Here is a 20,643-nt window from a genome sequence, read left to right as displayed (position 1 = left end):
CCCTCCTTTTGGCCGCGTGCTCTCCTTTTGACCGCGTGCCCTCCTTTTGGCCGCGTGCCCATGCGCCCCTTGGCCGGTGCGTCTTCGGAGCGGCGGTTTTCCCTGGCCGAAATGAACGTGCAAAATATGTTTGGCTGTTGTCACACCGCAGCAACGCACCGACCGTCTGGAGCCCTCAGTGTTCTTCAACAACTTTGTGAGCGTCTTGCAGCTCATCGCCTCGCCGCTGTTCTTCGCGACGGCGGCCGTCGCGTCTGTCTTCCTCACCGTGGCGCTCGTGAGGCTGTTCGCGGCGCAACGCAGGCTGGCCCGTGCCCGCAGGCTCCTGATCGAGGCGGACCTTGCCGAACGCTGCGTCGAGCCGGCCGGAAAGCCTGATCGCAAGGGAAGGACGCCGCGCAAAGGTCTGAAGTCGGGCGCGGAGCAAAAGCCCGGCGACGACGAGAAAGAAGAGTCTGCCGGCGCCTGAGTCCGCCGTCGGCCGCGGGGCGCCTTTCAGATCGTCGGCCGCGGGGCGCCTTTCAGATCGTCGGGCGCGGAGGGCCTGAATCCGCGCCAGGACGCCCGCATGCTCTTGGCAGAGTGCTTCAGGCACTCAGTAGGGCGACTCCAAGCCCATCGACTCGTAGTGCCTGCGCAGATCCTCGAGCGTCACGCCCGGGCCGATCGGCTCGGTCCATCGGGCCTGGCGCTCTCGGGTGTAGTGGACGATGGGTTCGTCCCACAGCCTTATTGCACTGCAATAGGCCGAAACGGCCCCCTCCGTCTTCTTTTGCGTCGGAGCAAGGCCCCTGTAGTCGATCCCGCGTCCGCTCTCATTTGACGGAAACATGCCTTCCCACCATCGGGGATTTCGCCACCATACGCGCCCGTCCCAGCGTATCGGCGTCAGAACTTCGCGAGGCTCGCCCGCACCCGGGCACGTGCCGTACCTGGCTTCGTCGTCGGGCCACCGCTCGATGTAGACCGTCCTCAACCGTCCGCGGTCCGTTTTCTCGGGGCGCTCCACGTCGATTCCGATCTCCAGGAAATCGCCGCCTTCGTATCGCCACATGTCCACATCGACCCAAACCGACGGCACGCGTGAGTAGCGGGCATGCCTCGAAGCGGCCCACGGCAGCCCGTCAGCTCTGAGGAGAAACCAGCTTTCGCCGTCGAGAGCGAACTCAAGGGCGAAGCGCCCCTCCCCCGCGACCTCGTGATATCCCTTAAGCCGGCCTTCACACACGCGCCCCTGCCTGTCCATCAGGGCTCTGCGCGTGGAAATCGGCATGAACCAGCCCAGGTCGCACGGGACGTCGGGCGCGGGAGCGGGCACCCGCGGAGCCGGGTCCGCGATTCCGTACAAGCCGCGCATGTGGGCGTCTACTCGCACCACCTCTTCGCGTTCGGACTCGCTAAGCCGCCTCCAGTCGAGAGCCCCGTCCTCGAAGCGCACCGGAAAGGCTCCGTCGAAAAGATACCAGGGCTCCTCTTCGATCCATATCCGCCGCCCATCGACGACGCCGTTGACGGCGACTGCGTCCTCAGCCCCCTCTGGCTTTGCCTTGGAATCAGACATCTGTGCACTTCTCCTTCTCCGAATCTTTCATGTGGGGCTCGCATACGGCCCTTCCAGCCCCGGCCCCGCTTGTCTTTTCAGAAGCCGCTCGCGCGCCCCCTCAGGGAGCGATCGCGTTGGCCTCTCCCGCCGCTGACAGATCTCGCCCCTCCGGGCGCCGCATAGGCAGACCGCGCACGCGTCACTCGAGCGGGGACGTGAAGCGTTTGCAGTATTCTCGCGGAACGGCGAGTTCCTTGCCTCTGGCCTTCGGGATCGTCGCGGAGACCATGGCGACCACTTCGCTCGGGTCGATTCCCATCGAGACCGGCTGCCCGCCGTCGCCGATCACCCACTCCTCGTAGACTCGCACGCTGAGATCGTCGACCGTCTCGACGGGATAACCTCGGAATATCCTGCCCGGTGCGTACGTGATTTCCTCCGCTTCGGGCATCGCCGAAAAGGCTCCGAGATCGCGGCCCGTGCGCCCGACGACGATTCCCAGCTCCGACGTCGTGAAACCCGCGGTGGCAACCGCTATGTCGACCGACGCCGCAGTCAGGAGCTTCGTCGCCACGTCGACCGTCCCGAGGTCGGCCGGATGGACCCACCCGCGGAAGCTCACGCCCGGAGCGGGAGGAAGGCTGAGAAGCGCCTTGAGGAAGGCATCGAGGTTCAAATCGTCGCTTGTCATTGCTTCGCCTCTTTCATTGGCTCATTGAGGGTGAAGTGCGTTCGGAATGGAGAATCGAGCACTACTGTTCCTTCATGACGACCTTCCAACCTTGCTTGGATCCGAACTGCTTTTCCACCATTTCGACGACGTCGAACTTGGCCCCGGGCTTGTAAAGGTGCTCTGCCTCATTTGCGTAGGCCGAGAATGACTGGATGTCGGGCGCCGTGCCGTTCTTGATCCTGAACTCGACCGGGATGTTGTCGGGAGAATTTTTGGCGGCCGTCTCCGCAAATTGTGCGGCAACCGAGGAATCTCGCGACGTGGAGAGGAATGCGGGGTCAGAGAAAACGCCCTCGTCGAGCATCTTGTCGACCACGCCCTTGGGCAACGCCGTCCCCCTGTGCAAATCTCCCGGTTCGGGGGTCGGCAGCCGATCGAGGGCCCTCGTCGCATCCTCAATCAGCTTATGGGTCTCCGGCGATCCGCCCCCGCTGCGCAGGGCGCCGTTCATGTTAGTGTAACCCTCATTGACCGTGTAGCGGTGAAGGCCTCTGACGGAGTCCTGGTCTAGGCCGGGGTTGGCCTCCGAGACCTTCCCGGTCCATTCGTCGACGCTGTGCTCCCACCCCTCTTTGGTCAGGCCGGGTTTCGGCGAGAAGTCCTTTGGCGGCTTGCCGACGTCCGTGAAATCCAGCTTGTCGAGCTTCCGGGAAGTCTCGGCGGCGTCGGCGGCCCTGTCCACACGGCGGGCCGCGCCTGCGACGTCGCCGACGTCGTCCGCGTGGGCGCCCAGCCTCGCCAGCAGCGACGACGATTTTGTGGCCGCCGTGCCGCCGCCTGCCGTCGCAACCGCCACAACGATGTCGGGAACCAGGTGGCCGACGGCGCGAGCGGGATTGTCCGCCCACGTGTCCCAATCGAGCACCCCCTTTGCGATCTCTTTTCCCACCTCGAGGGGGTTTTCCCACAGGGCTTTCCCGAAGGCGACCACAGATTCGCCCCGCAGCTGGAATTTCATCGCAAGTTCCTCGGCAGTGAGCTCTCCCGTGAGGAAGGGGATCAAATCATCGAAGAGCAGGCTGATCCCATTTAAATCCAGCAGGAGCTTGCCCACGTCTAGGCATGCCTCGAAGGCACCGTAAAGGACCTCTCCGACGGCGGCCACCCCGGTCTCCAACCAGTTGCGTTTTTCAGGGGCGCCCTCGCACGAGGCTCGTATCGTACTCGCGCAAGTCTCTGCTTCGGTCTCCAACGTGCTGACCGCCGAATCGAAATCGGAGACGGCCTGGTTTCGCATGGATTCACCGGGGTCGGAGAAGGGCTCGATCGTCAGATTGTACGTCCCCGGACCGTTCACCTGCTCCCATTCGCGCTTCTCCTGCTTTCCGCGTTCGACGTCGGCATCGTATTCCTCGCGAGCCTCTTTGGTGATCCGATTCGCCTCGTCGTAGTTGGTCTTGCAGTCAGAGGCGGTTGTTTGGGCGTTTTCCAACGACGTCGCATACAGATCAAGCGCGTCTGCCGCGTTCGTGAAACCCGTGGCGGCCTGCTGCCACCTTCCAGGCTCCACGGAAAACTTTTCACGAAATCGGTCGGCTGCCCGTCCGGTCCATCCGTCTGTGGACAGAGACGACAACGACTGGGACAGAATTTGGTACTGGTTGGCGCGCGAACGCATCGTCGTCGCCTTCTCGCGTATCGCCGAGGGGCTTCCGGAGATGGAGAAGGTCGGCGCGCCGGTATGCTCAATTCCCATCTTGCTCTCCTATCAATTCCGTCGTTTCAAGGCCGTCGGTCTTCTCGGCGAACTTTTGCATGCGCTCTTTCGCCTTGTTGTCGAAGTCGACGTAGTTCGTGGCGACTTGTCCCAGGCGTCCGGCGACCTCTTCGATGTCATCGGTCATGTCGTTGATTCCGCGTTCCCAGCGATCCTGGAAATCGTCGAGAGCCTTCCAAACGGTGTCGCTTCCGACGTCGCTCTCCGTGGGAACGACGTCCTCTACGTCCTGCTCTTTCTTTTGCTTGACGGCCTCGCTGGCCTTCGTCGAAGCGTTTATGAGGGACTCGAGGTCCACTTCGAAATCATAACTGGGCATGATTCTCGCCCCTTAGTCCATGACGGCGACGTTGCGAACTTCTGTGTTGTGGGCCAGGTCTTTGATGTCGCCCAGAGCGTTGGCCGCTTCATCCAGCGCCTGCGTCAAACTTTCCGTGCGATTCCCCAGCCGCTGATCGAAAGCGATCTGAGCCTGCCGAGAGGAAGACTCCCGGCTCCACGCTCCGATTTGGCCGTCGGTCTTCTTTCGCGCAGTGGAAATGAGATCTTCCACATTCGCGCTCATGTTTTCAACCAAAGTTGTCAGGTTGGCCAGTGAGGCCTCGTTGTATTTGAAGGTTCTCTCGCTCATTCGTCGCCTCCCATCAATGCGGCTATTTCCTCAAAGACGGCGGAAAACTCCTCAGTCGACTTTTTGTCCGTCTCCGCCGTCGTCGAATCGACTGCCGCCAGCGCCTTGGAATAGTTGACCAGTCCTTCCGGGAAAGGTTTGGCCGCTTCAAACCACTTGCCGACTCCCTCCCCGAATGTCTCGATTGCCGAAAAGGCCAAAGGAGACACCTCTCCTTCGAGTTTCTCGCCAAATTGCTTCAGCAAGTCAGCGAAGTCATTTGCGGACTCATTGACCGAGCGTGCGGCTTCCGTCTGGGCTCCGAGTGTCAAAGCAAATTGTGTTCCCACAAGCAATCACCTTCCTTTTACATGTTTTTAGGTGGCCTGACACAAATAATTCAATTTATATATCCAACCTTTCAAACACTTAGTTAAAGATCAAGGAATCTATATCGTTTGGGGAGAAGTACCCTTTAATTATTCTGTAAATAATTCAAGCAGAAAAGCCGTCGCCCCTTGACCGGCCGGGCTGATCGACCCGGCTGCTTAGCCCAACCAGTCAGCCCAACCCCTTGCCCTTGAGCCAATCCTTGGCGATCTTCGAAGCGGGCTGGCCGGATTTGACTGAACGGGCGCCCATCGCGCGCAGGTCTTCGGATGTGAGCTTGGCGGAGACGCGGTCGAGGATTCTGGCGGCGCGAACGGGAAGCTTCGAGGAGACGAGGGGAACGACGTGCGAGGAGAGGAAGAGGTTCTTCGGATCCTGGAGCACCACGAACTCCCCCGTGGAGAGCTCCGGGTTTCCGGAGTACAGATCGACGACCTGTGCGCGCCCTTCGCGCAGCGATTTGATCGTCAGCGGGCCACCCGAGTCTTCAATGGGCGTGAAAGAGACGTCCACACCGTATGCCGATTTCAGGCCTTTCGGACCGTACGGGCGCGATTCGAGCTCCGAGTTTCCGCCAAGCACCAGCCGCCCCTTGACCTTGGCGAGGTCGCCTATGGTGCGAATTCCGTTCTCCGAGGCGAACTTCGCGGTGACTACGTAGGAGTCCTGGTCCGCGGCCGGCGCCTGATTGAGCACAGTGAGCTCGCGCGGAAGCTTCTTCTCCAGTGCGCGATATACGGGCTCGGGGGCCGTCACACTCGCCTTGGAGTCGATGTACTGAAGAAGATTGCCCGTGTATTCCGGAAAGACGTCGATTGAGCCGGAGCGGACCTCGGGCATGTAGACCTCGCGCTGGCCGATTTTCATCTGCCGCTCGATTTTGTAGCCCTTCGCCTCGAGCGCCTGCGCGTATATCTCCGCAATAATCTCGTTGGAGTAATAATCCTGCGAGCCGACGACGATCGTTTCGCCTGCCCGGTCCTTCCCGTCGGACCTGCGCAGGGGATCGGCGTTGGAGCAGCCGACGGCGAGGGCGACGGCGCCGAGCATCGCGACCGCCTTGGCGAAGCGCGGCGCCCTCGCGGACGCGGTGCACGACGCGACGCGCGATCCGGCGCTCGTCCGACGTGCGTGCGCAGCTTGGTCCCCCGGCGCGGGCGCAGCTTGAGGCCGTTCGGCGGACGCGGCTTGCGCGGCGCCCGCGAAGCGGCTTTCTTCCGGGCGGAGGCCCCTGAGGCCGTTCTTCGCGGCGACCCTTTGGAGAATGCGTGCGATGAAAGACAATGTCACTCCTTAGAAGCGGTGTGGGCGGGCGCGGCGCGGCGCACGGTTGCCCGCTGCAGAGCGGACAGGAGCAATTCGCACACGATCGCGAGGGCGATGACTGCGAGCGATCCGCCGAGCATCAACGGGTAATTGTGGGACCGCAGGCCGGCGAAGAGGAAGCGGCCGAGGCCCCAGTCCGCGACGTATGCGGCGAGCGTCGCCGTGGACACCACCTGGAGCACTGTCGCGCGCAGTCCGCCCACGATGACGGGCAGAGCCAGCGGCAGCTCCACGCGGAAGACCACTTGGGCGGGGCTCATCCCTATCGCCGTCGCAGCTGCGGGCACGGCGGGGTCGATGGCTTGGATCCCCGAGTAGGCGCCCGCCAGAAGCGAGGGAATCGCCAGGATGACGAGCGCGATGATCGGCGCGTCGAGCCCGATCCCGAAGATCAAACCGAAAATTGTCAACAGGCCGAGGGTCGGGATCGACCGCGCAGAGCCGACGACGGCGCCGACGAAGCCCGCGCCTCGCCTCGTGTGGCCGACGACGATCCCGATCGGCAGGGCGATCGCGGCGGCGATCCCGACGACGCCGAGAGTGAGGATCACGTGCTCGAGGAGCCTCGCGCCGATGCCTGACGGGCCCCGCCAGTTGGCAGAGTCTGTAAGCCACTTGAGGGCCGAGAGGAAATAGTTCACGCCTGCTCCCCCTTCGCGCCGGGGGCCTTGCCGGCCCTCGTCCACGGCGTGAGAAGCCTGCCGAGCAGGACGACGAGCCCGTCGACCGCGAGCGCCAGAGCGACCGTCGCGACGACCCCCGTCACGACCTCGGCCGTTATCCCCCGCTGAAAACCGTCGGTCAGGAGCGTGCCGACGCTGGGAATTCCCACGAGCGCCCCGATCGTCACAAGCCCCACCGTCGAGACGGCGACGACCCTGATTCCAGAGACGAGCACGGGCACCGCGAGCGGAAGCTCAACCGTCCACAGGAGCGTCCTGCGCGAATGCCCCACCGCCGTCGCGCCGTCGATCACGGTCTGGTCCACCGAGGAGAAGGCGTCGCTGGCCGTCCTCACAAGAAGGGCCATGCCGTACAGGCCGAGAGCCGCGATGATGGTCAGCGGCGAACGCAGGGGCGTTCCGATGACGAGCGGCACGGCCACGAGCAGCGGCAGCGACGGGATCGCGTACGTCAGCGTGGCGCCGGAGAGGATGACGCCGCCGACCTTGGGGAAGCGATGCGCGAAGCGGCCGATCGGAACAGACACCAAGACGGCCAGGGCCGTCGCCGGAAGCGCGATGAACAGGTGCGCCCGCAGAAGTTCGCCGACCCACCGCCAGTTCTCGCTCAGCCAGCTCACACCGGGCCGCCTTCAGCTGAGTCGCCGGATTTGCCTCCGAGCCTCCACCGCGCCTTCGCCTTGCGCAGAGAACTCCGAGCGGCGTCCAGGGCATGCGGCAGGCGGGGCTGAGCCTCCCGTCCTCGGGAGCTCTGCTCCCGGGCGTCGTCCCCCGCGCCTTTCACGCCGCTGACAAGCCCTTCAAGCCCTTCAATGACCCCCACCTGGCGTCCGTCCTCGCCGACGGCGACGCTGCGCCCGGCGACCTGGCGCACGCGCAGCGTTTGGTTGGACTTCGTCCCGCCGACGAAGGTGCGCACGAAGTCGTTTGCCGGAGCGGCCAGAATCTCTTCCGGCGTGCCGCTCTGCGCGATTTTTCCGCCCTCGCCGAGCACGACGACTTCGTCGCACAGGCGGAACGCCTCTTCGACGTCGTGCGTCACGAAGACGACCGTTTTGCCGATCTCCCCTTGCAGACGCACGAGCTCGTCTTGAAGCTCGCGGCGAACGATGGGGTCGACGGCGCCGAAGGGCTCGTCCATGAGCAGGATCTCGGGCTCGGCGGCCAGAGCCCGCGCCACGCCCACACGCTGGCGTTGGCCCCCGGAAAGCTGAGCCGGGTAGCGGGCGCCGAGCTCCGGGTCGAGCCCCACCCGTTCGAGAAGCTCCAGCGCCGCGGATCGGGCCTCGCGCCTTGGCGTGCCGTTGAGGATCGGCACGGTGGCGACATTGTCCGCGACGGTGCGATGCGGAAGGAGCCCGCCGTCTTGAAGCACGTATCCGATGGATCGGCGGAGTTTGACGGGATCGGCTTCGCGCACGTCGACGCCGTCGATGAGCACCCTTCCCGACGTCGGGTCGACCATGCGGTTGACCATGCGCAGCAGCGTTGTCTTGCCTGAGCCGGACGAGCCGACGAGCACGACGGTTCGATGTTTCGGCACCGTGTACGTGAAGCTCTCCACGGCAACCGCGCCGCCGGGATACGTCTTTCCGACGGACTCGAATTCGATCACGTGTTCAGCATATCGGCGTTGGGTCTGCTCGCAAAAGAGGCTGCCCTGGCCTGTCGGTGAAATCGACGGGTTCTCAAGAGCCGAGTTTTCATGAGCCGGGTTTTCACGAACTGCTGCGGCGACCCATTGAGCAAGTTTGCTCGACGCGCATCGCCGCGCCATCGCCCGGCTCGCCATTTGAGCCGTCCGCGCGGCAGGATGCTGTCAGTCGGTGGGCAACGTTTGTCTTATGACAAGAGACATGTTTCCTACATGAGAATGAAGGGACGCACTAAACTAGAAGCACGACGAACCGCAGGTCGGGGCGTTGACTGCCGGGGGCCTGCAAGGCCCCGAGCTTGTTTAGGGCAACCATTTCCGATCTTGGAGCGAACCGAATTCGCGAAGAATTGTCCGAGCAGCTCGATCTGCACGCCCCGAACGCGACGGTTCAGGTTCATGGACCCTTCGATTGTCAACAGTGCCCCGGACTCACGTACGGCGCGGGCAGCAGCCCGATATAAAACAACGGCTTCATGGACCTGCCCGCGAAAACACCCCCACGATTTGCGTCCTTGCATTATGTCGTGAGCGTGGAACTCAACGTCAAGATCGAGGTTGAACTGCTCATGCGCCGTCGAAGCCACTCGATCCAGTCTATCGTACAACTTTCTATATTCCAGATCGTCAACGACGACAGCAGCCATGTAGTAATGGTCCGCCCCGTAACTTTCGTCAGGAAAGGGATGCAGAAAGCCGGCACCCATTCAGACTCTCTCCTAGTTTTGATTTAGATGACGGATACAACTATACCACATTTATAACTTTGGATTTATGACATATTGTTCAAGCTACCGACTAACACATCGGCGATTCAATCCACTTTCGCAGCAGAAACGAAGAGAATGGGGTGCTCCTTGTTCACTCCTTCAAAATGGCATACTTGTAACTGCGCAGAGCAATAACTCGGCGAAGCGAATTCGGCAGTCTTCTCGACGATTGGCGAGCTAGATTGCGCGTTTAAAATAAGGAGCGAATTATGTCAACCGCGCCAGCATTTGAACTTATACCTACCAGCTTTGGAAGTTCTACTCTGCGGCTTGTCCCTGTCGTCCCAGCGACCAAATCCGCACGCGAGCAGCTTGCAGAGGCACGGAGCCGCAGAGCCAAGAAGACAGCAAGCAGCAGCGTTCCTCCGTCGTCGGAGACTGGGAAACGCGCTGAATCCAGCAATTAAGCCGCAATCAATGTTCTGAAAGCCGCAATCAATGTTCTGACGGCCTCCTTTGCTTGGAGGCCGTCTTTCGTGCTGCCAGACCCCGCTAACCAGCCGCTCATCCTGTGGTCTCTACGCCAATTACCTGTGTTCTCCGCGCCGATTGACAGCACAAGAAGCCGCCAACACCGCCTTCGCGCACTCCAACCGAAACGCTCGACGGCAGAGAGGAAGGCTCGCGCGGTCTTAGCAGAGTCGGCGAGCCGTCCACACGAAACGGAGACATAGCCCTGGGAATCTCCTGGCGAGACGACCGCGGCGAGCCGCCCATACGGGGCAGAGGCAGAAACTAGAGCGGCCCCCAGGCGGGGGCGTCGGCGCACGTCCAGCATGCACGAGACGCAGCCGGCGACCTCCGTGCCGCGACGGTCACAGCATGCACGAGACGCAGCCGGCGACCTCCGTGCCCTCGAGCGCCTGCTGGCGGATTCGCATGTAGTAGAGCGTCTTGATGCCCTTGCGCCAGGCGTAGATGTAGTTGCGGTTGACGTCGCGCGTGGTCACGGTGTCCGGGTAGAACAGCGTGAGCGAGAGCCCCTGATCCACGTGCTGGGTCGCTGCCGCATAGGTGTCGATGATCTTTTCGGGGCCGATTTCGTAGGCGTCCTGGTAGTACTCCAGGTTGTCGTTCGTCATGTAGGGCGCCGGATAGTAGACCCTCCCGATCTTTCCTTCCTTGCGGATTTCGATCTTGGAGACGATGGGATGGATCGACGACGTCGAATGGTTGATGTAAGAGATCGATCCCGTCGGCGGAACCGCCTGAAGGTTCTGGTTGTACATGCCGTACCGCCGGACGTCCTCGCGCAGCGCCGCCCAGTCCTCGCTGGTCGGGATGTGGACGTTTGCGAACAGCTCGCGCACCTTCGGCGTCGTCGGCTCCCACGCGCCCTCGACGTACTTGTCAAAGAACTCGCCCGTGGCGTACGTCGAATCCTCGAATCCGGCGAAGCGCTCTCCGCGCTCGCGCGCGATCTCCATCGAGGCGCGGATCGCGTGGAACAGCACCGTGTAGAAGTACATGTTCGTGAAATCGAGGCCTTCCTCGGAGCCGTAGAAGACTCGCTCGCGGCCGAGGTAGCCGTGCAGATTCATCTGGCCCAGGCCGATGGAGTGGCTCATGGCGTTCCCGCGTTCGATGGAGGGAACCGAGCGGATGTCCGTCATGTCCGAAACGGCGGTGAGGGCGCGCACGGCGGTCTCGACCGTCTTGCCGAGGTCGGGCGAGTCCATGGCCTTGGCGATGTTCATCGACCCCAGGTTGCACGAGATGTCCTTGCCCACGTGCGCGTACGAAAGGTCCGGGTTGTACTCGGAAGCCTCGGAAACCTGGAGGATCTCCGAGCACAGGTTCGACATCGTGACCTTGCCCTTTATCGGGTTCGCCGCGTTCACTGTGTCCTCGAAGACGATGTACGGGTACCCGGATTCGAATTGGATCTCCGAGAGGGTCTGGAAGAACGCGCGGGCGTTGATCTTCGATTTGCGGATGCGCTTGTCATCGACCATCTCGCGGTACTTCTCGCTCACGGAGATCTCCGTGAAGGGCACGCCGTAGACCCGTTCGACGTCGTAGGGGCTGAAGAGGTACATGTCCTCGTTGTTCTTCGCCAGCTCGAACGTGACGTCCGGGATGACGACGCCGAGGGAGAGGGTCTTGATGCGGATCTTCTCATCCGCGTTCTCTCGCTTGGTGTCGAGGAAGCGCAGGATGTCCGGGTGGTGGGCGTGGAGGTAGACGGCTCCGGCGCCCTGGCGCGCGCCCAGTTGGTTGGCGTAGGAGAAGGAGTCCTCGAGGAGCTTCATGACGGGGTTGACGCCCGAGGACTGGTTCTGGATTCTCTTGATCGGGGCGCCGAGCTCGCGCAGGTTCGACAGGTTGAGGGCGACGCCGCCGCCGCGCTTGGACAGCTGGAGCGCGGAGTTGATGCCGCGGGCGATCGACTCCATGTTGTCCTCGATGCGCAGGAGGAAGCAGGAGACGAGCTCGCCGCGGGCGGCCTTGCCCGCATTGAGAAATGTGGGGGTCGCGGGCTGGAAGCGCCCCGAGATGATCTCTTCCATGAGGTCGACGGCGAGATCTTGGTCGCCGCGGGCGAGCGTGAGAGCCACCATGCACACGCGGTCCTCATAGCGCTCGAGGTAGCGGGTGCCGTCGAAGGTCTTGAGCGTGTAGGACGTGTAGTACTTGAAGGCGCCCAGGAAAGTCGGGAAGCGGAACTTCTTGGCGTAGGCCGCCTTGTAGAGCGACTTGACGAAGTCGAAGGGGTACTGGTCGAGCACCTCTTTCTCGTAATACCCCTCCTTGACGAGGTACTCCATCTTCTCTTCGAGGTCGTGGAAGTAGACGGTGTTCTTGTTGACGTGCTGGAGGAAGTACTGGCGCGCCGCGGCCCTGTCGGCGTCGAACTGGATGAGGCCATTGGCGTCGTAGAGGTTGAGCTTGGCGTTCAGGGCGTGGTAGTCGAGATTCGGGTCCTCGTAGCTCTCCTCGCCCGTGTCCGTCAACGTGCTTGCTGCCAAAACTTCTCCAAACCTTCGCGAACCCGGGCCACGTCCAAGGGCGTCCCGAGCAATTCGAATCTGTACATGTGCGGCACGTGGCATTTGGCGGCGACGATGTCGCCGGCCAAGCCGTAGGCCGCGCCGAAATTCATATTCCCCCCCGAGATCACGCCGCGGATGAGGGAGCGGTTGTGTTCGTCGTTGAGGAACTTGATGACCTGTTTGGGAACAGCGCCCTTGGCGTTGCCCCCTCCGTATGTGGGGACGACGAGGACGTACTCCTCGTCTACGCGGAGCGGCCCTTCCTTCGGGCGCAGCGGAATGCGGCACGCGGGCATGCCCAGCTTCTTGACGAATCTTTCGGTGTTGTTCGTCGCCGATGAAAAGTAGACGAGCTTTGCCATCCGAGGCCTGCCGATCTATGAAGGGCTCCGGACGGGGCCGGGCGATGCCGCAGGCGCCGCCCGGCCCCGTTCACCGTCACGCTGTGACAGCCGCCGACTCTCGAGCGGCCGCCGTCAGCGCCTTGATCTTGTCAGGGCGAAAGCCCGACCAGTGGTCGCCCTCGGCGAAAACCACGGGCGCGGATTGGTAACCCATCGCCTTGACCGTCTCCAGCGCCTCGGCATCCTGAGTCAGGTCCACCTCGCGGTAGGCGAGCCCGGCCTTCGCCAGCGCCCGCTTCGTCGCGTTGCACTGAACGCACGAAGGCTTGGTGTAAACAGTGACGCTCATAAGAGCCGCTCCTTCCGATCCCTTGAGCGGGTCGTCTCCGACCAACCCGGGGTACGCATCAAATCCAAGTCGCGCCGCCTGAGCGGCACACGCGAAGACACTACACCTTGTGGTCGGTTTTCGGTTAGACCACAAGGGCTTGTGTCCGGGTGACAAGTGACACCCTTGTCATTCGCCCTGTGGACTGCCTCTCCTTTCTGGTGGAGAAGCTGTGCACACAGACACGCCGACCGGCCGACTTATCCTCCTCCTTTCCACACCAAACCGGGTGTTTCGGGCCGCCCGGCGGGCGGCTGAAACGATTCTCCCCTGCGCCTCCGACACAAATTCGGTTCCGCAAGAGCCCCGTAGAAGCCTCTTCGCGAAAACCGACGCGAGTGCGGCCGTTGCGGACTCGGTGCCGCAGAGGCACGCAGCGCCCACGAAGGCCTTTTCGCCTTCGCCGAAAGACGGCGGCCCGTCGAGGCAAACGATCCAACGAGGCGAAGCGGTCCGCCGAAGCGAAGCCTGACTGCTGCCTTTCGCAGCACCGGAGAAACGGAGTTTTCCACACATGTGGACGAAACGAGTCCACATGTGTGGAAAACTCCACCGAACTGTCCACAAGCTGTGGAAAAGATTCCCCGCCTCCCCGATGGGCATCTTCTCCCGGATCGGCGTGTCTGGCTCTGGCGTGTCGCGTTTAGAGCGCGATCGCCGGCGGCCTCTCGTCGCCGACAGCCTCGCCTTGTTGCCTGGCCCCTCCCGCCATCAGCCGTCTCCCCCTTTGTCCGCCGCCTCCCGTCATCGGCTGCCTCCCCTTTGTCTTCCGCCTCCGGTCACCTCCGGCCTCCCGGCATGCTCATGCGGTTTTCGTCGTAGTCTCCGGCCGTCGCGGTCACGACTTGCTCGCCGTCGACCTTGATCGTGTACTTCTTTCCCTTGACGATGTCGGGCGAGGAGAACACGAAGGAACCCGCGTTCTTCACGAGCGTGTAAGAGGCGATCTGCTTGCCGTTCGAATCGAACACAGCGAAGGTCGAGCCTTTGCTCGCCTGACCGGTGACCTTGATCGAGGCCTGCGCGGAGGACGTCGCGGGCGCCTGGTCCATGCCCTGGGATCCCGCGGCGAAAAGGGCGCCCCCGGCCATCGTCAGGCCGCTTTCGGCGTCGATGGCGCCGTTTCCGCCGTTCGTGGGCCCCCAGACTGTCATCTTTCCGCCGCCCATGTAGCCTGCGCCGTTCGAGTCGAATCCGTCGCCTTGGGCGTTGACCGTCCAGTCGCCGCCGGTCACGGACAGCCACGGAGAGTCGCCGCCGGTGGCGTTCAACCCGTCGTCGCTGGAAGTTATGGCCGCCGAGCCTCCGGCCAGGAGGATTGTGGCGCCCTCGACGCCCTCCTGCGATTTCGCCACCTTCGTCGAGCCTCCGGCGAGAACCACGTCCGACGTCGCGTCGATCGCGTCGGAGCCCGCCGACGCCGTGACGTTTCCGCCCGTCATAAGCACGTATCCGCGGCCCGAGGCGGTCTCGTTGTCGGCCTTGACCGCGTCACCCTTGGCCTGAAGGGAGAGGGTCCCCCCGGCTATGACGACGTAGTCCTGGCCGCGCACGGCGTCGTCGGCGGCCTTGACGTTGATCTTGCCGCCCAGAATGACGAGCCCGTCCGAGCTGGAGACGCCGTCGTTGCCGTTGCCGGTCACGTTGAGCGTCCCGGCGCCGCCGAGCGTCAGGTCCGCCGAAGAGGCGATTGCAGCCGTGGGGCCGCTGGAATCGGCGTACTTTGAGGTGTCGGACACCGAGTTGACGGTGCCCTCGGCGGCGATGACCACCGCTTCGTCGGCGCTCTTCACGCGAATCGCGGCGTCGGTCGAAGACGAGATCTCGGCGCCGTCAAGCACGATTTTCACCTTGTCGGAATCCGCGGCCGTCACCAGGATCTGGCCGGTGAATTTGCCCGAAAGCACGTAGGTTCCAGCCGAGGAGATCGTCACTTTGCCCTCGCTTGCCGCGGCGCCGGAGCCCTCGACCGAAGCGGACGCGCCGTTCAGCGAGATCTTGGTTGCCGAGGCGGCGTCGTACTGCGCGTCGTTCGAATCGGCGTGCGGCTTCTGATTCTCCGCCATGACGCTCTCGACGGTCGCTTTGGCGGCCGTCACCGTCGTCGAATACACGTCGCCGGAGGGAACGGACTTCTCGGACGCGCTGCGCAGGGAGTCGAGCGTCTTCAAACCATCGCCGTCCGTCGCGGCGAATTTTGCGGAGCCCGCCGACGAGCCCGAGGCGATGGAATTCGAGGCCGCGCCGACCTCGGAGGCCTGCGAGGAGCCGACTTTGCAGCCGCCCAGAGCCACTCCCGCTGTGAGCGCGACGGCCGCGAATTTCTTTCTCAGGTTCTTCTTCATGTTCTTTCGTCTCCTAGTCTTTTCATCGCCCTATTCCAACGGTTGGAGGGCAATTCGGGATGGATCGACGCGACGCCGAGCGCGTACTTCGAGATCCTCAGCGGGCGATGTCCGTTGCTCCAAAGCCACCTGTCGGCGGCGGAGGCGCGCCCGGCGGACTTCGTTTCGACGACGACGCCTGGAACCTCGACGCGGGCGTCGCCCGAGGGCGCGCAGAGGACGAGGGCGCGATCGGCCGTCAGCCGAGAGCCTTCGGGCAGGCAAAGGGTCGAACGCGTATAGACCGATCGGGCCGCCGGGGTCAGGCTGGCCGCGACCCTCAGCGCCTCGCGGCGGGTTCCGGCGATCTCCCTGTCCGCCAGGCGTTCGGCCAGCCATTCGCGCACTTCGGGCCGAACGAGCAGATCGGGGCGTTTCACGCTGCGCCCGAGGCGTATGGCCGCGCAGACGCCCACCGGGACGTCCTCCAAACGGAGCCTGTCTTTGACGTTGTGCCCGCGCCCCGAACGAGTCTTCAATTCGAGGAAGTGCATCCCCGAATCGAGGTAGACGCGGGAGCGGAGCTTGAAACGCCGACGGCGTTTCGTGGCGGCCGCGCGATAGAGAGAGAAATCAGGCGTGTCGTCGTAGTCGGACAGGTAGCCGAAGGCCGACTGCCCGTCGATGGTCAACGCGCGCGCCCCGCTCGCCGCCAGCGAGGCGACGAGGTCCGCCGCGACGTCGGCCTGAAGAAGGTACTTGCGATCGATTCTCGTGAGAAGCGAGGCGCTGGCGGCGAGCTCGTCGAGGGAGATCTCCGGCAGCCGCGCGAAAGATTCGCCGACGACGTCGGCGGTTCGCATGTCGGGAACCGCCATCAGGCGGCCCTCAGGTTTCGGGGCCGAGCGCTCTCGACGGCTGCTTTCCCGCCGCATCGCACGTCCACCGTCGTGGAATCGTTGACGTAATCGAGCCTGACGACGCTCACTTCGCGCACGGCCATGCCCGTGCGCGCCTCAATGAACCGGGCGAGCTCGTCGGCGTCGCCGATCGCACGGTCGACCACCATCGCCATGTGCCGGGAGCCGGACATGACGCGCCTGGAATCGACGACGGCGAGCGCGAAAACGATGCCGCCGATGAGGGCGGACGCCGCCGCGAACGGCATTCCCGATCCGAGGCCGCCGATGAGCCCGATGGCAAGGGCGGCGAAGTAGTAGGCCACCTCGACCTGGCTCAGCTCGCTCGAGCGCAGACGGATGATCGAGAGCACGCCGAACAGGCCGAGCCCCAGCCCCGCGCCCACGGTCGCCGTGGCCAGAGCCGTTGTCACTGCCAGCACCCCGATGTTGACGCCCACGAGTGCGACCGCAAGGTCCTTGCGCCGATGGCGCGGATAGTACAGCGCGAACGCGAGCGCGCATATCGCCGCTATGTCAAGGGCAAAGAGTCGGACGTCCATACTGCCTCCTTCTTGCGAGCCCCACGCACCCGGACGTTCCGAGCCGCGGGCATTGCTTCGCCGACCCGTCAAGAATGCGAAACGCAGCTCGATTTTCCCAATGTTTTATCCGAAGCTTTTCTGGGAATACTCTCGAACTTTGTTTTACGTTGAGCAACGCGATTCTGACGCGATTCAACCCGGCAGCGCCGGAGGCGCTTGCGATCGACGGCGCCCGGCGGCGAATGCGTCCAGGCGGCGAATCCCGCTTTAGGCGGGCTTTTCTCGTTCTAGGAAAGCGGACTCCGCTCTAGACAGGCGAATCCCGCGGAACGCCTGGAAATGTTCCGCGGGATTCGCGTCTGGAGGGCAGGCGGCGGGCCGGGCCCGCGCAGTTTCGCCCTACTTGAACTCGCCGGCTTTGGCCTTGGCGATCTCGTGGCCGTCGACGACGATTTTGTATTCCTTGCCCTTCGCAATGTCGGCGGAGGAGAAGAAGATCGAACTCACGTCCTTCGTGGGGGTGTGCTTGGCCAGTTCCTTGCCCCCCGATTCGACGACGGTCACGGCGGTCTGCGCCTTGACCGCGGCGTCGACCTTGATCGCCGTCTGAGAGGAGCCCGACGACGGCGTTTCGTCCATGCCCGAGGGGCCCGCGGCGAACAGGGTGCCGCCGTCGATTTCAAGGCCGGTCTCGGCGTCGAGCGAGGCCGCACGCGTGTCGGTGGGGCCGTAGATCGTCATCTTTCCCCCGCCGATGTAGGCGGCGCCGTTGGAGTCGAAGCCGTCGCCTCCGGTGTCCAGGCGCCACTCGCCCCCGGAGACGGAGAGCCAAGGCCTGACGCCGGTGGCGTTGATGCCGTCGTCGGTCGTTTTGACGTCGGCCTTGCCCCCCGCAAGGAGGACGTGCGCCGCTTCGATGCCCTCCTTGGAGCCCGCAATCTTGATGTTGCCGCCTGCGATGACGATCTCGGTTTTCGCGTTCACGGCGTTGGACGAACCGCCGTTGATCGTCAGGTCGCCGCCCGTGACGAGCACATATCCGCGGCCCGACTTGGTCTCGTTTTCGGACTTGATGCCGTTGCCCTTGCCGTTGAGGTCGAGCGTGCCGCCGGCTATGACCACGTAGTCCTGGCCGCGCACGGCGTCGTCGGGGGCGCTGACGCTGATCTTCCCGCCGGTCACGACGAGGCCGTCGGAGCTGGAGATGCCGTCGTTGGCGTTGCCGGTGACCTTGAGCTCGCCCTTGCCGCCCACGGTGAGGTCCGCGGACGACGCAAGGGCGGCTGACGGCCCCTTCGCATTGCCGGCGTAGCTCGAGGTGTCGGACAGGCTGTTGGAGGTGCCTTCTGCGGCGATGACGACCGCCTCGTCGGCCGTCTTCACCCGAATGGCCGAGTCCTTGGACGAGGAGATGTTGGCGTTCTTGAGGACGATTTTCACCTTCGCCGTGTCCGGCGCCTCGACCGTGACCGTCCCGTTGAAGGAGCCTGAGAGCACGTAGACGCCGTCCTGCTTGATGGTCACGGCGTCCTGCGTCGCGCTCGCGCCATTGCCCGAAACCTTCGGCGTGCCGTCGAGCTGGATCGTCGTCGCGGACGACTCCTTGTAATCGGCGTCGTTGGAATCGGCGTGCGGCTTTTGGTTCTCCGCCATGACCGCCTCGGGAGTGGCCCCGTTCGGCTTGACGGACGACGCGTAAATGTCGCCTCCCGTGGGGACTTTCTTTCCGGAGACGCTGCGCAGCGAATCGAGGATCTTCAACCCGTCGGTCTCACCGGAGCCCACAATCGACGATCCCTTGGACGTCGACTTCGATCCGCTCGGGTTCGATTTTCCGTCGCCGCAGCCGGCCAGGGCGAGGCCCGCAACGGCGAGGACCGCCGCCGCGTGTCTTTGGATTTTCCCAGTCATCGGATAGCTATCTCCTTAGTCCTAGTTTGGTCATTGTCGAATGCCAGCGGTTGGCCGGCAATTCGGGATGGACTATTGCCGTGCCAATGGCGTATTTGGACACTCGGGACGGCCGTATGCCGCGGGACCACAGCCACCGGTCGACGTCGGACGTGCGCCCGCTCGACTTGGTTTCGACGACCACTTCGGGAAACTCGAACCCGGAGACCTCTCCGGGGCCCGCGAGCACGAGGCCCTGGTCGATCGTCAACCTGGAATCGTCAGGGAGGCAAAGCGTCGAACGCCGGTAGTACGAGCGGCTTGACGGCACAAGGCTCGCCAGGGTTCTGAAACCCTCCCTGTGAGTCGCCGTCACGCCGCGGCGAACGAGCAGCTTCGCCGCCCAACGGAGCACCTCCGAACGCTTGAGCGGTTCGGCGGGGTCGCCGCGGTAGAAGTAGTCCTTCGAGCGGACGTCCTCCAGCCGCAGGCGGTCTTTGACGTTTTGCCCTCGCCCGGACCGGGTCTTGAGCTCCATGAAGTGCAGCCCCGAATCGAGGTAGACCCGGGAGCGGAGTTTGAAACGCCGACGGCGCTTTGTGGCGGCCGCGCGGTAGAGGGCGAAGTCCAATGTGTCGTAGTAATCCGAGAGATAGCCGAAGGTCTGAAGCCCGTCGATCGTCAAGGCGCAGGCCCCGATGTCGCAGAGAAAGCCGACCATCTCGACGACCGTCCTGTCCGGAACGAGGTACTTGCGGTCGGTCCGCTTGAGCAGCTCGGCCCGCGCAGACAGCTCACGCAGAGAGATCTCCGGCAAGCCGAGCAGCTCGAATCCGTCTCTCTTCGAACTCGATTTCACCTCAGCTTCGCCCGCCATAGACATCACGGCCATCAGGCGGCCCTCAACGACTTCGTCTCCCGGATCTGGGCCCGCCCCTTCGAGCAGCGGACGTCGACCATGGTGGAGTCGTTGACGTAATCGAGCCTGACGATGCTCACCTCGCGCACTTTCATGTCGGTGCGACGCTCGATGTATCGCGCAAGCTCTTCCGGATTGGAAAGGGCCCTGTCCACAACCAGCGTCATGTGGCTCGAACCCGTCATCACCAGCTTCGAATCGGCCACCGCGAGGGCGAGGATAATCGCGGCGATGAGCAGCGCTGCGATGCCGAGGGACATGCCCTCGCCCATTCCGCCGATGAGCCCGATGGCGAGCGCGGCGAAGTAATAGGCCACCTCGACCTGGCTCAGCTCGGTCGAGCGCAGACGGATGATCGAGAGCACGCCGAACAGGCCGAGCCCCAGCCCGGCGCCCACAGTCGCCGTGGACAAAGCCGTGGTCACGGCAAAAACTCCGATGTTGACGCCCAGGAGGGCGACGGCAAGGTCTTTGCGTCGATGTCGTGGATAGTACAGCGCGAACGCCAGCGCCCCGATCGCTGTGAGGTCGACGGCGAAGAGGGGATAGTTCATGGATATCTCCTGTCGTGGTCTTTCATCGCCGCCCCTCGCGGGGCGGAGACCGGACCCAGAAAGCTGCGTGGTTTCTTCTGCGGTTTGTCGCAACGCCCGACGCCGTCGTCGAACGGCTCAGGCTCTCGTTGCCTGACCCTTTCCGAACTCGTGACGGGTGCGCGCAGAGACGGTTGACGTTGGGGCGACCGCTGAAGGTGGGAACGAAAGCCGCACGCCTCGGATCCGGCATGATCGCAATGCGATGAATTTATTTGAGTTGTAGAAGTGTGGATCGCTTCAATCCAACTAAAAACAGCGTGCCAGAGATCGACTTCGTTTTCTAGTGTCTGCGACACACTCAATTTGCGCCAGCGAATCG

21 protein-coding genes are annotated in these 20,643 nt (G+C 63.5%); 1 reads left to right on the top strand and 20 read right to left on the bottom strand.

The window, feature by feature from the left end; translation table 11 throughout:
* Positions 1–196 precede the first annotated feature (196 nt).
* Entirely contained in the window at positions 197–469 is a 273-nt protein-coding gene (locus A4H34_RS02410; RefSeq protein WP_138587137.1) for a hypothetical protein, read from the top strand.
* 126 nt (positions 470–595) lie between these two features.
* On the opposite strand, the gene A4H34_RS02405 is transcribed toward A4H34_RS02410, so the two are convergent.
* From A4H34_RS02405 to A4H34_RS02305, 20 genes are all read right to left on the bottom strand, one after another.
* Positions 596–1,561 (bottom strand): hypothetical protein, encoded by a 966-nt coding sequence (locus A4H34_RS02405; RefSeq protein ID WP_064230948.1) that lies wholly within the window; start codon positions 1,559–1,561, stop codon positions 596–598.
* Positions 1,562–1,742: 181 nt separating this feature from the next.
* Entirely contained in the window at positions 1,743–2,234 is a 492-nt protein-coding gene (locus tag A4H34_RS02400; RefSeq protein WP_064230947.1) for a hypothetical protein, read from the bottom strand.
* Between the two features lie 61 nt (positions 2,235–2,295).
* Positions 2,296–3,972: a putative T7SS-secreted protein gene (locus A4H34_RS02395; RefSeq protein WP_064230946.1), complete on the bottom strand. Its 1,677-nt coding sequence runs from the start codon at positions 3,970–3,972 to the stop codon at positions 2,296–2,298.
* The gene (locus A4H34_RS02390) at positions 3,962–4,312 is read right to left on the bottom strand and encodes a hypothetical protein (protein ID WP_064230945.1); all 351 of its coding nucleotides are present in this window, start codon (positions 4,310–4,312) and stop codon (positions 3,962–3,964) included. Before A4H34_RS02390 ends, A4H34_RS02395 begins: the two co-directional genes overlap by 11 nt.
* 12 nt (positions 4,313–4,324) lie before the next feature.
* On the bottom strand, positions 4,325–4,624 hold the full coding sequence (locus A4H34_RS02385) for a hypothetical protein (protein ID WP_064230944.1): 300 nt from the start codon (positions 4,622–4,624) through the stop codon (positions 4,325–4,327).
* Entirely contained in the window at positions 4,621–4,824 is a 204-nt protein-coding gene (locus tag A4H34_RS10840) for a hypothetical protein (protein WP_156510217.1), read from the bottom strand. Before A4H34_RS10840 ends, A4H34_RS02385 begins: the two co-directional genes overlap by 4 nt.
* 340 nt (positions 4,825–5,164) lie before the next feature.
* Entirely contained in the window at positions 5,165–6,283 is a 1,119-nt protein-coding gene (locus A4H34_RS02375; protein ID WP_156510216.1) for an ABC transporter substrate-binding protein, read from the bottom strand.
* The gene (locus A4H34_RS02370) at positions 6,280–6,960 is read right to left on the bottom strand and encodes an ABC transporter permease (RefSeq protein WP_064230942.1); all 681 of its coding nucleotides are present in this window, start codon (positions 6,958–6,960) and stop codon (positions 6,280–6,282) included. Before A4H34_RS02370 ends, A4H34_RS02375 begins: the two co-directional genes overlap by 4 nt.
* Complete coding sequence (locus A4H34_RS02365; RefSeq protein WP_064230941.1) at positions 6,957–7,622, bottom strand: ABC transporter permease; 666 nt, start codon at positions 7,620–7,622, stop codon at positions 6,957–6,959. The genes A4H34_RS02370 and A4H34_RS02365 overlap by 4 nt, the downstream gene beginning before the upstream one ends.
* Positions 7,619–8,617, bottom strand: coding sequence for an ABC transporter ATP-binding protein (locus tag A4H34_RS02360; RefSeq protein ID WP_064230940.1), 999 nt, complete (start codon positions 8,615–8,617; stop codon positions 7,619–7,621). The genes A4H34_RS02365 and A4H34_RS02360 overlap by 4 nt, the downstream gene beginning before the upstream one ends.
* Positions 8,618–8,865: 248 nt before the next feature.
* Positions 8,866–9,303, bottom strand: a complete 438-nt coding sequence (locus tag A4H34_RS10835) for a hypothetical protein (protein WP_138587135.1) — start codon at positions 9,301–9,303, stop codon at positions 8,866–8,868.
* Between the two features lie 938 nt (positions 9,304–10,241).
* Complete coding sequence (gene nrdE, locus A4H34_RS02350; RefSeq protein ID WP_040322476.1) at positions 10,242–12,395, bottom strand: class 1b ribonucleoside-diphosphate reductase subunit alpha; 2,154 nt, start codon at positions 12,393–12,395, stop codon at positions 10,242–10,244.
* Positions 12,377–12,781, bottom strand: a complete 405-nt coding sequence (gene nrdI / locus A4H34_RS02345; protein WP_009197984.1) for a class Ib ribonucleoside-diphosphate reductase assembly flavoprotein NrdI — start codon at positions 12,779–12,781, stop codon at positions 12,377–12,379. Before nrdI ends, nrdE begins: the two co-directional genes overlap by 19 nt.
* Positions 12,782–12,857: 76 nt before the next feature.
* Complete coding sequence (nrdH, locus tag A4H34_RS02340; RefSeq protein WP_009197985.1) at positions 12,858–13,112, bottom strand: glutaredoxin-like protein NrdH; 255 nt, start codon at positions 13,110–13,112, stop codon at positions 12,858–12,860.
* A gap of 818 nt (positions 13,113–13,930) precedes the next feature.
* Positions 13,931–15,496, bottom strand: a complete 1,566-nt coding sequence (locus A4H34_RS02330) for a carbohydrate-binding domain-containing protein (RefSeq protein ID WP_064230937.1) — start codon at positions 15,494–15,496, stop codon at positions 13,931–13,933.
* A complete protein-coding gene (locus tag A4H34_RS02325) occupies positions 15,493–16,353 on the bottom strand; it encodes a VTC domain-containing protein (protein ID WP_082903007.1) in 861 nt (286 codons plus the stop codon). The genes A4H34_RS02330 and A4H34_RS02325 overlap by 4 nt, the downstream gene beginning before the upstream one ends.
* Positions 16,353–16,937, bottom strand: coding sequence for a DUF4956 domain-containing protein (locus tag A4H34_RS02320; RefSeq protein WP_009197990.1), 585 nt, complete (start codon positions 16,935–16,937; stop codon positions 16,353–16,355). Before A4H34_RS02320 ends, A4H34_RS02325 begins: the two co-directional genes overlap by 1 nt.
* A 381-nt stretch (positions 16,938–17,318) precedes the next feature.
* Entirely contained in the window at positions 17,319–18,830 is a 1,512-nt protein-coding gene (locus tag A4H34_RS02315; protein WP_064230936.1) for a carbohydrate-binding domain-containing protein, read from the bottom strand.
* A gap of 7 nt (positions 18,831–18,837) precedes the next feature.
* Positions 18,838–19,701 carry a VTC domain-containing protein gene (locus A4H34_RS02310; protein ID WP_082903006.1) on the bottom strand — a complete coding sequence of 288 codons (864 nt, stop codon included), beginning with the start codon at positions 19,699–19,701 and terminating at the stop codon, positions 18,838–18,840.
* The gene (locus A4H34_RS02305; protein WP_064230935.1) at positions 19,701–20,282 is read right to left on the bottom strand and encodes a DUF4956 domain-containing protein; all 582 of its coding nucleotides are present in this window, start codon (positions 20,280–20,282) and stop codon (positions 19,701–19,703) included. The genes A4H34_RS02310 and A4H34_RS02305 overlap by 1 nt, the downstream gene beginning before the upstream one ends.
* Positions 20,283–20,643: the final 361 nt, after the last annotated feature.

The organism is Peptidiphaga gingivicola, assembly GCF_001652275.1.
GTDB classification, from domain to species: domain Bacteria; phylum Actinomycetota; class Actinomycetes; order Actinomycetales; family Actinomycetaceae; genus Peptidiphaga; species Peptidiphaga gingivicola.
Note: the sequence above shows the minus strand (reverse complement) of the source record. Positions and strands in the feature narration are given on the sequence as shown.

Bases quoted from the DNA above. Each gene is read 5' to 3' on its own strand.
- A4H34_RS02315 (WP_064230936.1), bottom strand. From the start codon at position 18,830: ATGACTGGGAAAATCCAAAGACACGCGGCGGCGGTCCTCGCCGTTGCG.
- A4H34_RS02330 (WP_064230937.1), bottom strand. From the start codon at position 15,496: ATGAAGAAGAACCTGAGAAAGAAATTCGCGGCCGTCGCGCTCACAGCG.
- A4H34_RS02310 (WP_082903006.1), bottom strand. From the start codon at position 19,701: ATGGCCGTGATGTCTATGGCGGGCGAAGCTGAGGTGAAATCGAGTTCG.
- A4H34_RS02320 (WP_009197990.1), bottom strand. From the start codon at position 16,937: ATGGACGTCCGACTCTTTGCCCTTGACATAGCGGCGATATGCGCGCTC.
- A4H34_RS02395 (WP_064230946.1), bottom strand. From the start codon at position 3,972: ATGGGAATTGAGCATACCGGCGCGCCGACCTTCTCCATCTCCGGAAGC.
- nrdH (WP_009197985.1), bottom strand. From the start codon at position 13,112: ATGAGCGTCACTGTTTACACCAAGCCTTCGTGCGTTCAGTGCAACGCG.
- A4H34_RS02400 (WP_064230947.1), bottom strand. From the start codon at position 2,234: ATGACAAGCGACGATTTGAACCTCGATGCCTTCCTCAAGGCGCTTCTC.
- A4H34_RS02325 (WP_082903007.1), bottom strand. From the start codon at position 16,353: ATGGCGGTTCCCGACATGCGAACCGCCGACGTCGTCGGCGAATCTTTC.
- A4H34_RS02305 (WP_064230935.1), bottom strand. From the start codon at position 20,282: ATGAACTATCCCCTCTTCGCCGTCGACCTCACAGCGATCGGGGCGCTG.
- A4H34_RS02385 (WP_064230944.1), bottom strand. From the start codon at position 4,624: ATGAGCGAGAGAACCTTCAAATACAACGAGGCCTCACTGGCCAACCTG.
- A4H34_RS02405 (WP_064230948.1), bottom strand. From the start codon at position 1,561: ATGTCTGATTCCAAGGCAAAGCCAGAGGGGGCTGAGGACGCAGTCGCC.
- A4H34_RS10835 (WP_138587135.1), bottom strand. From the start codon at position 9,303: ATGGCTGCTGTCGTCGTTGACGATCTGGAATATAGAAAGTTGTACGAT.
- nrdI (WP_009197984.1), bottom strand. From the start codon at position 12,781: ATGGCAAAGCTCGTCTACTTTTCATCGGCGACGAACAACACCGAAAGA.
- A4H34_RS02390 (WP_064230945.1), bottom strand. From the start codon at position 4,312: ATGCCCAGTTATGATTTCGAAGTGGACCTCGAGTCCCTCATAAACGCT.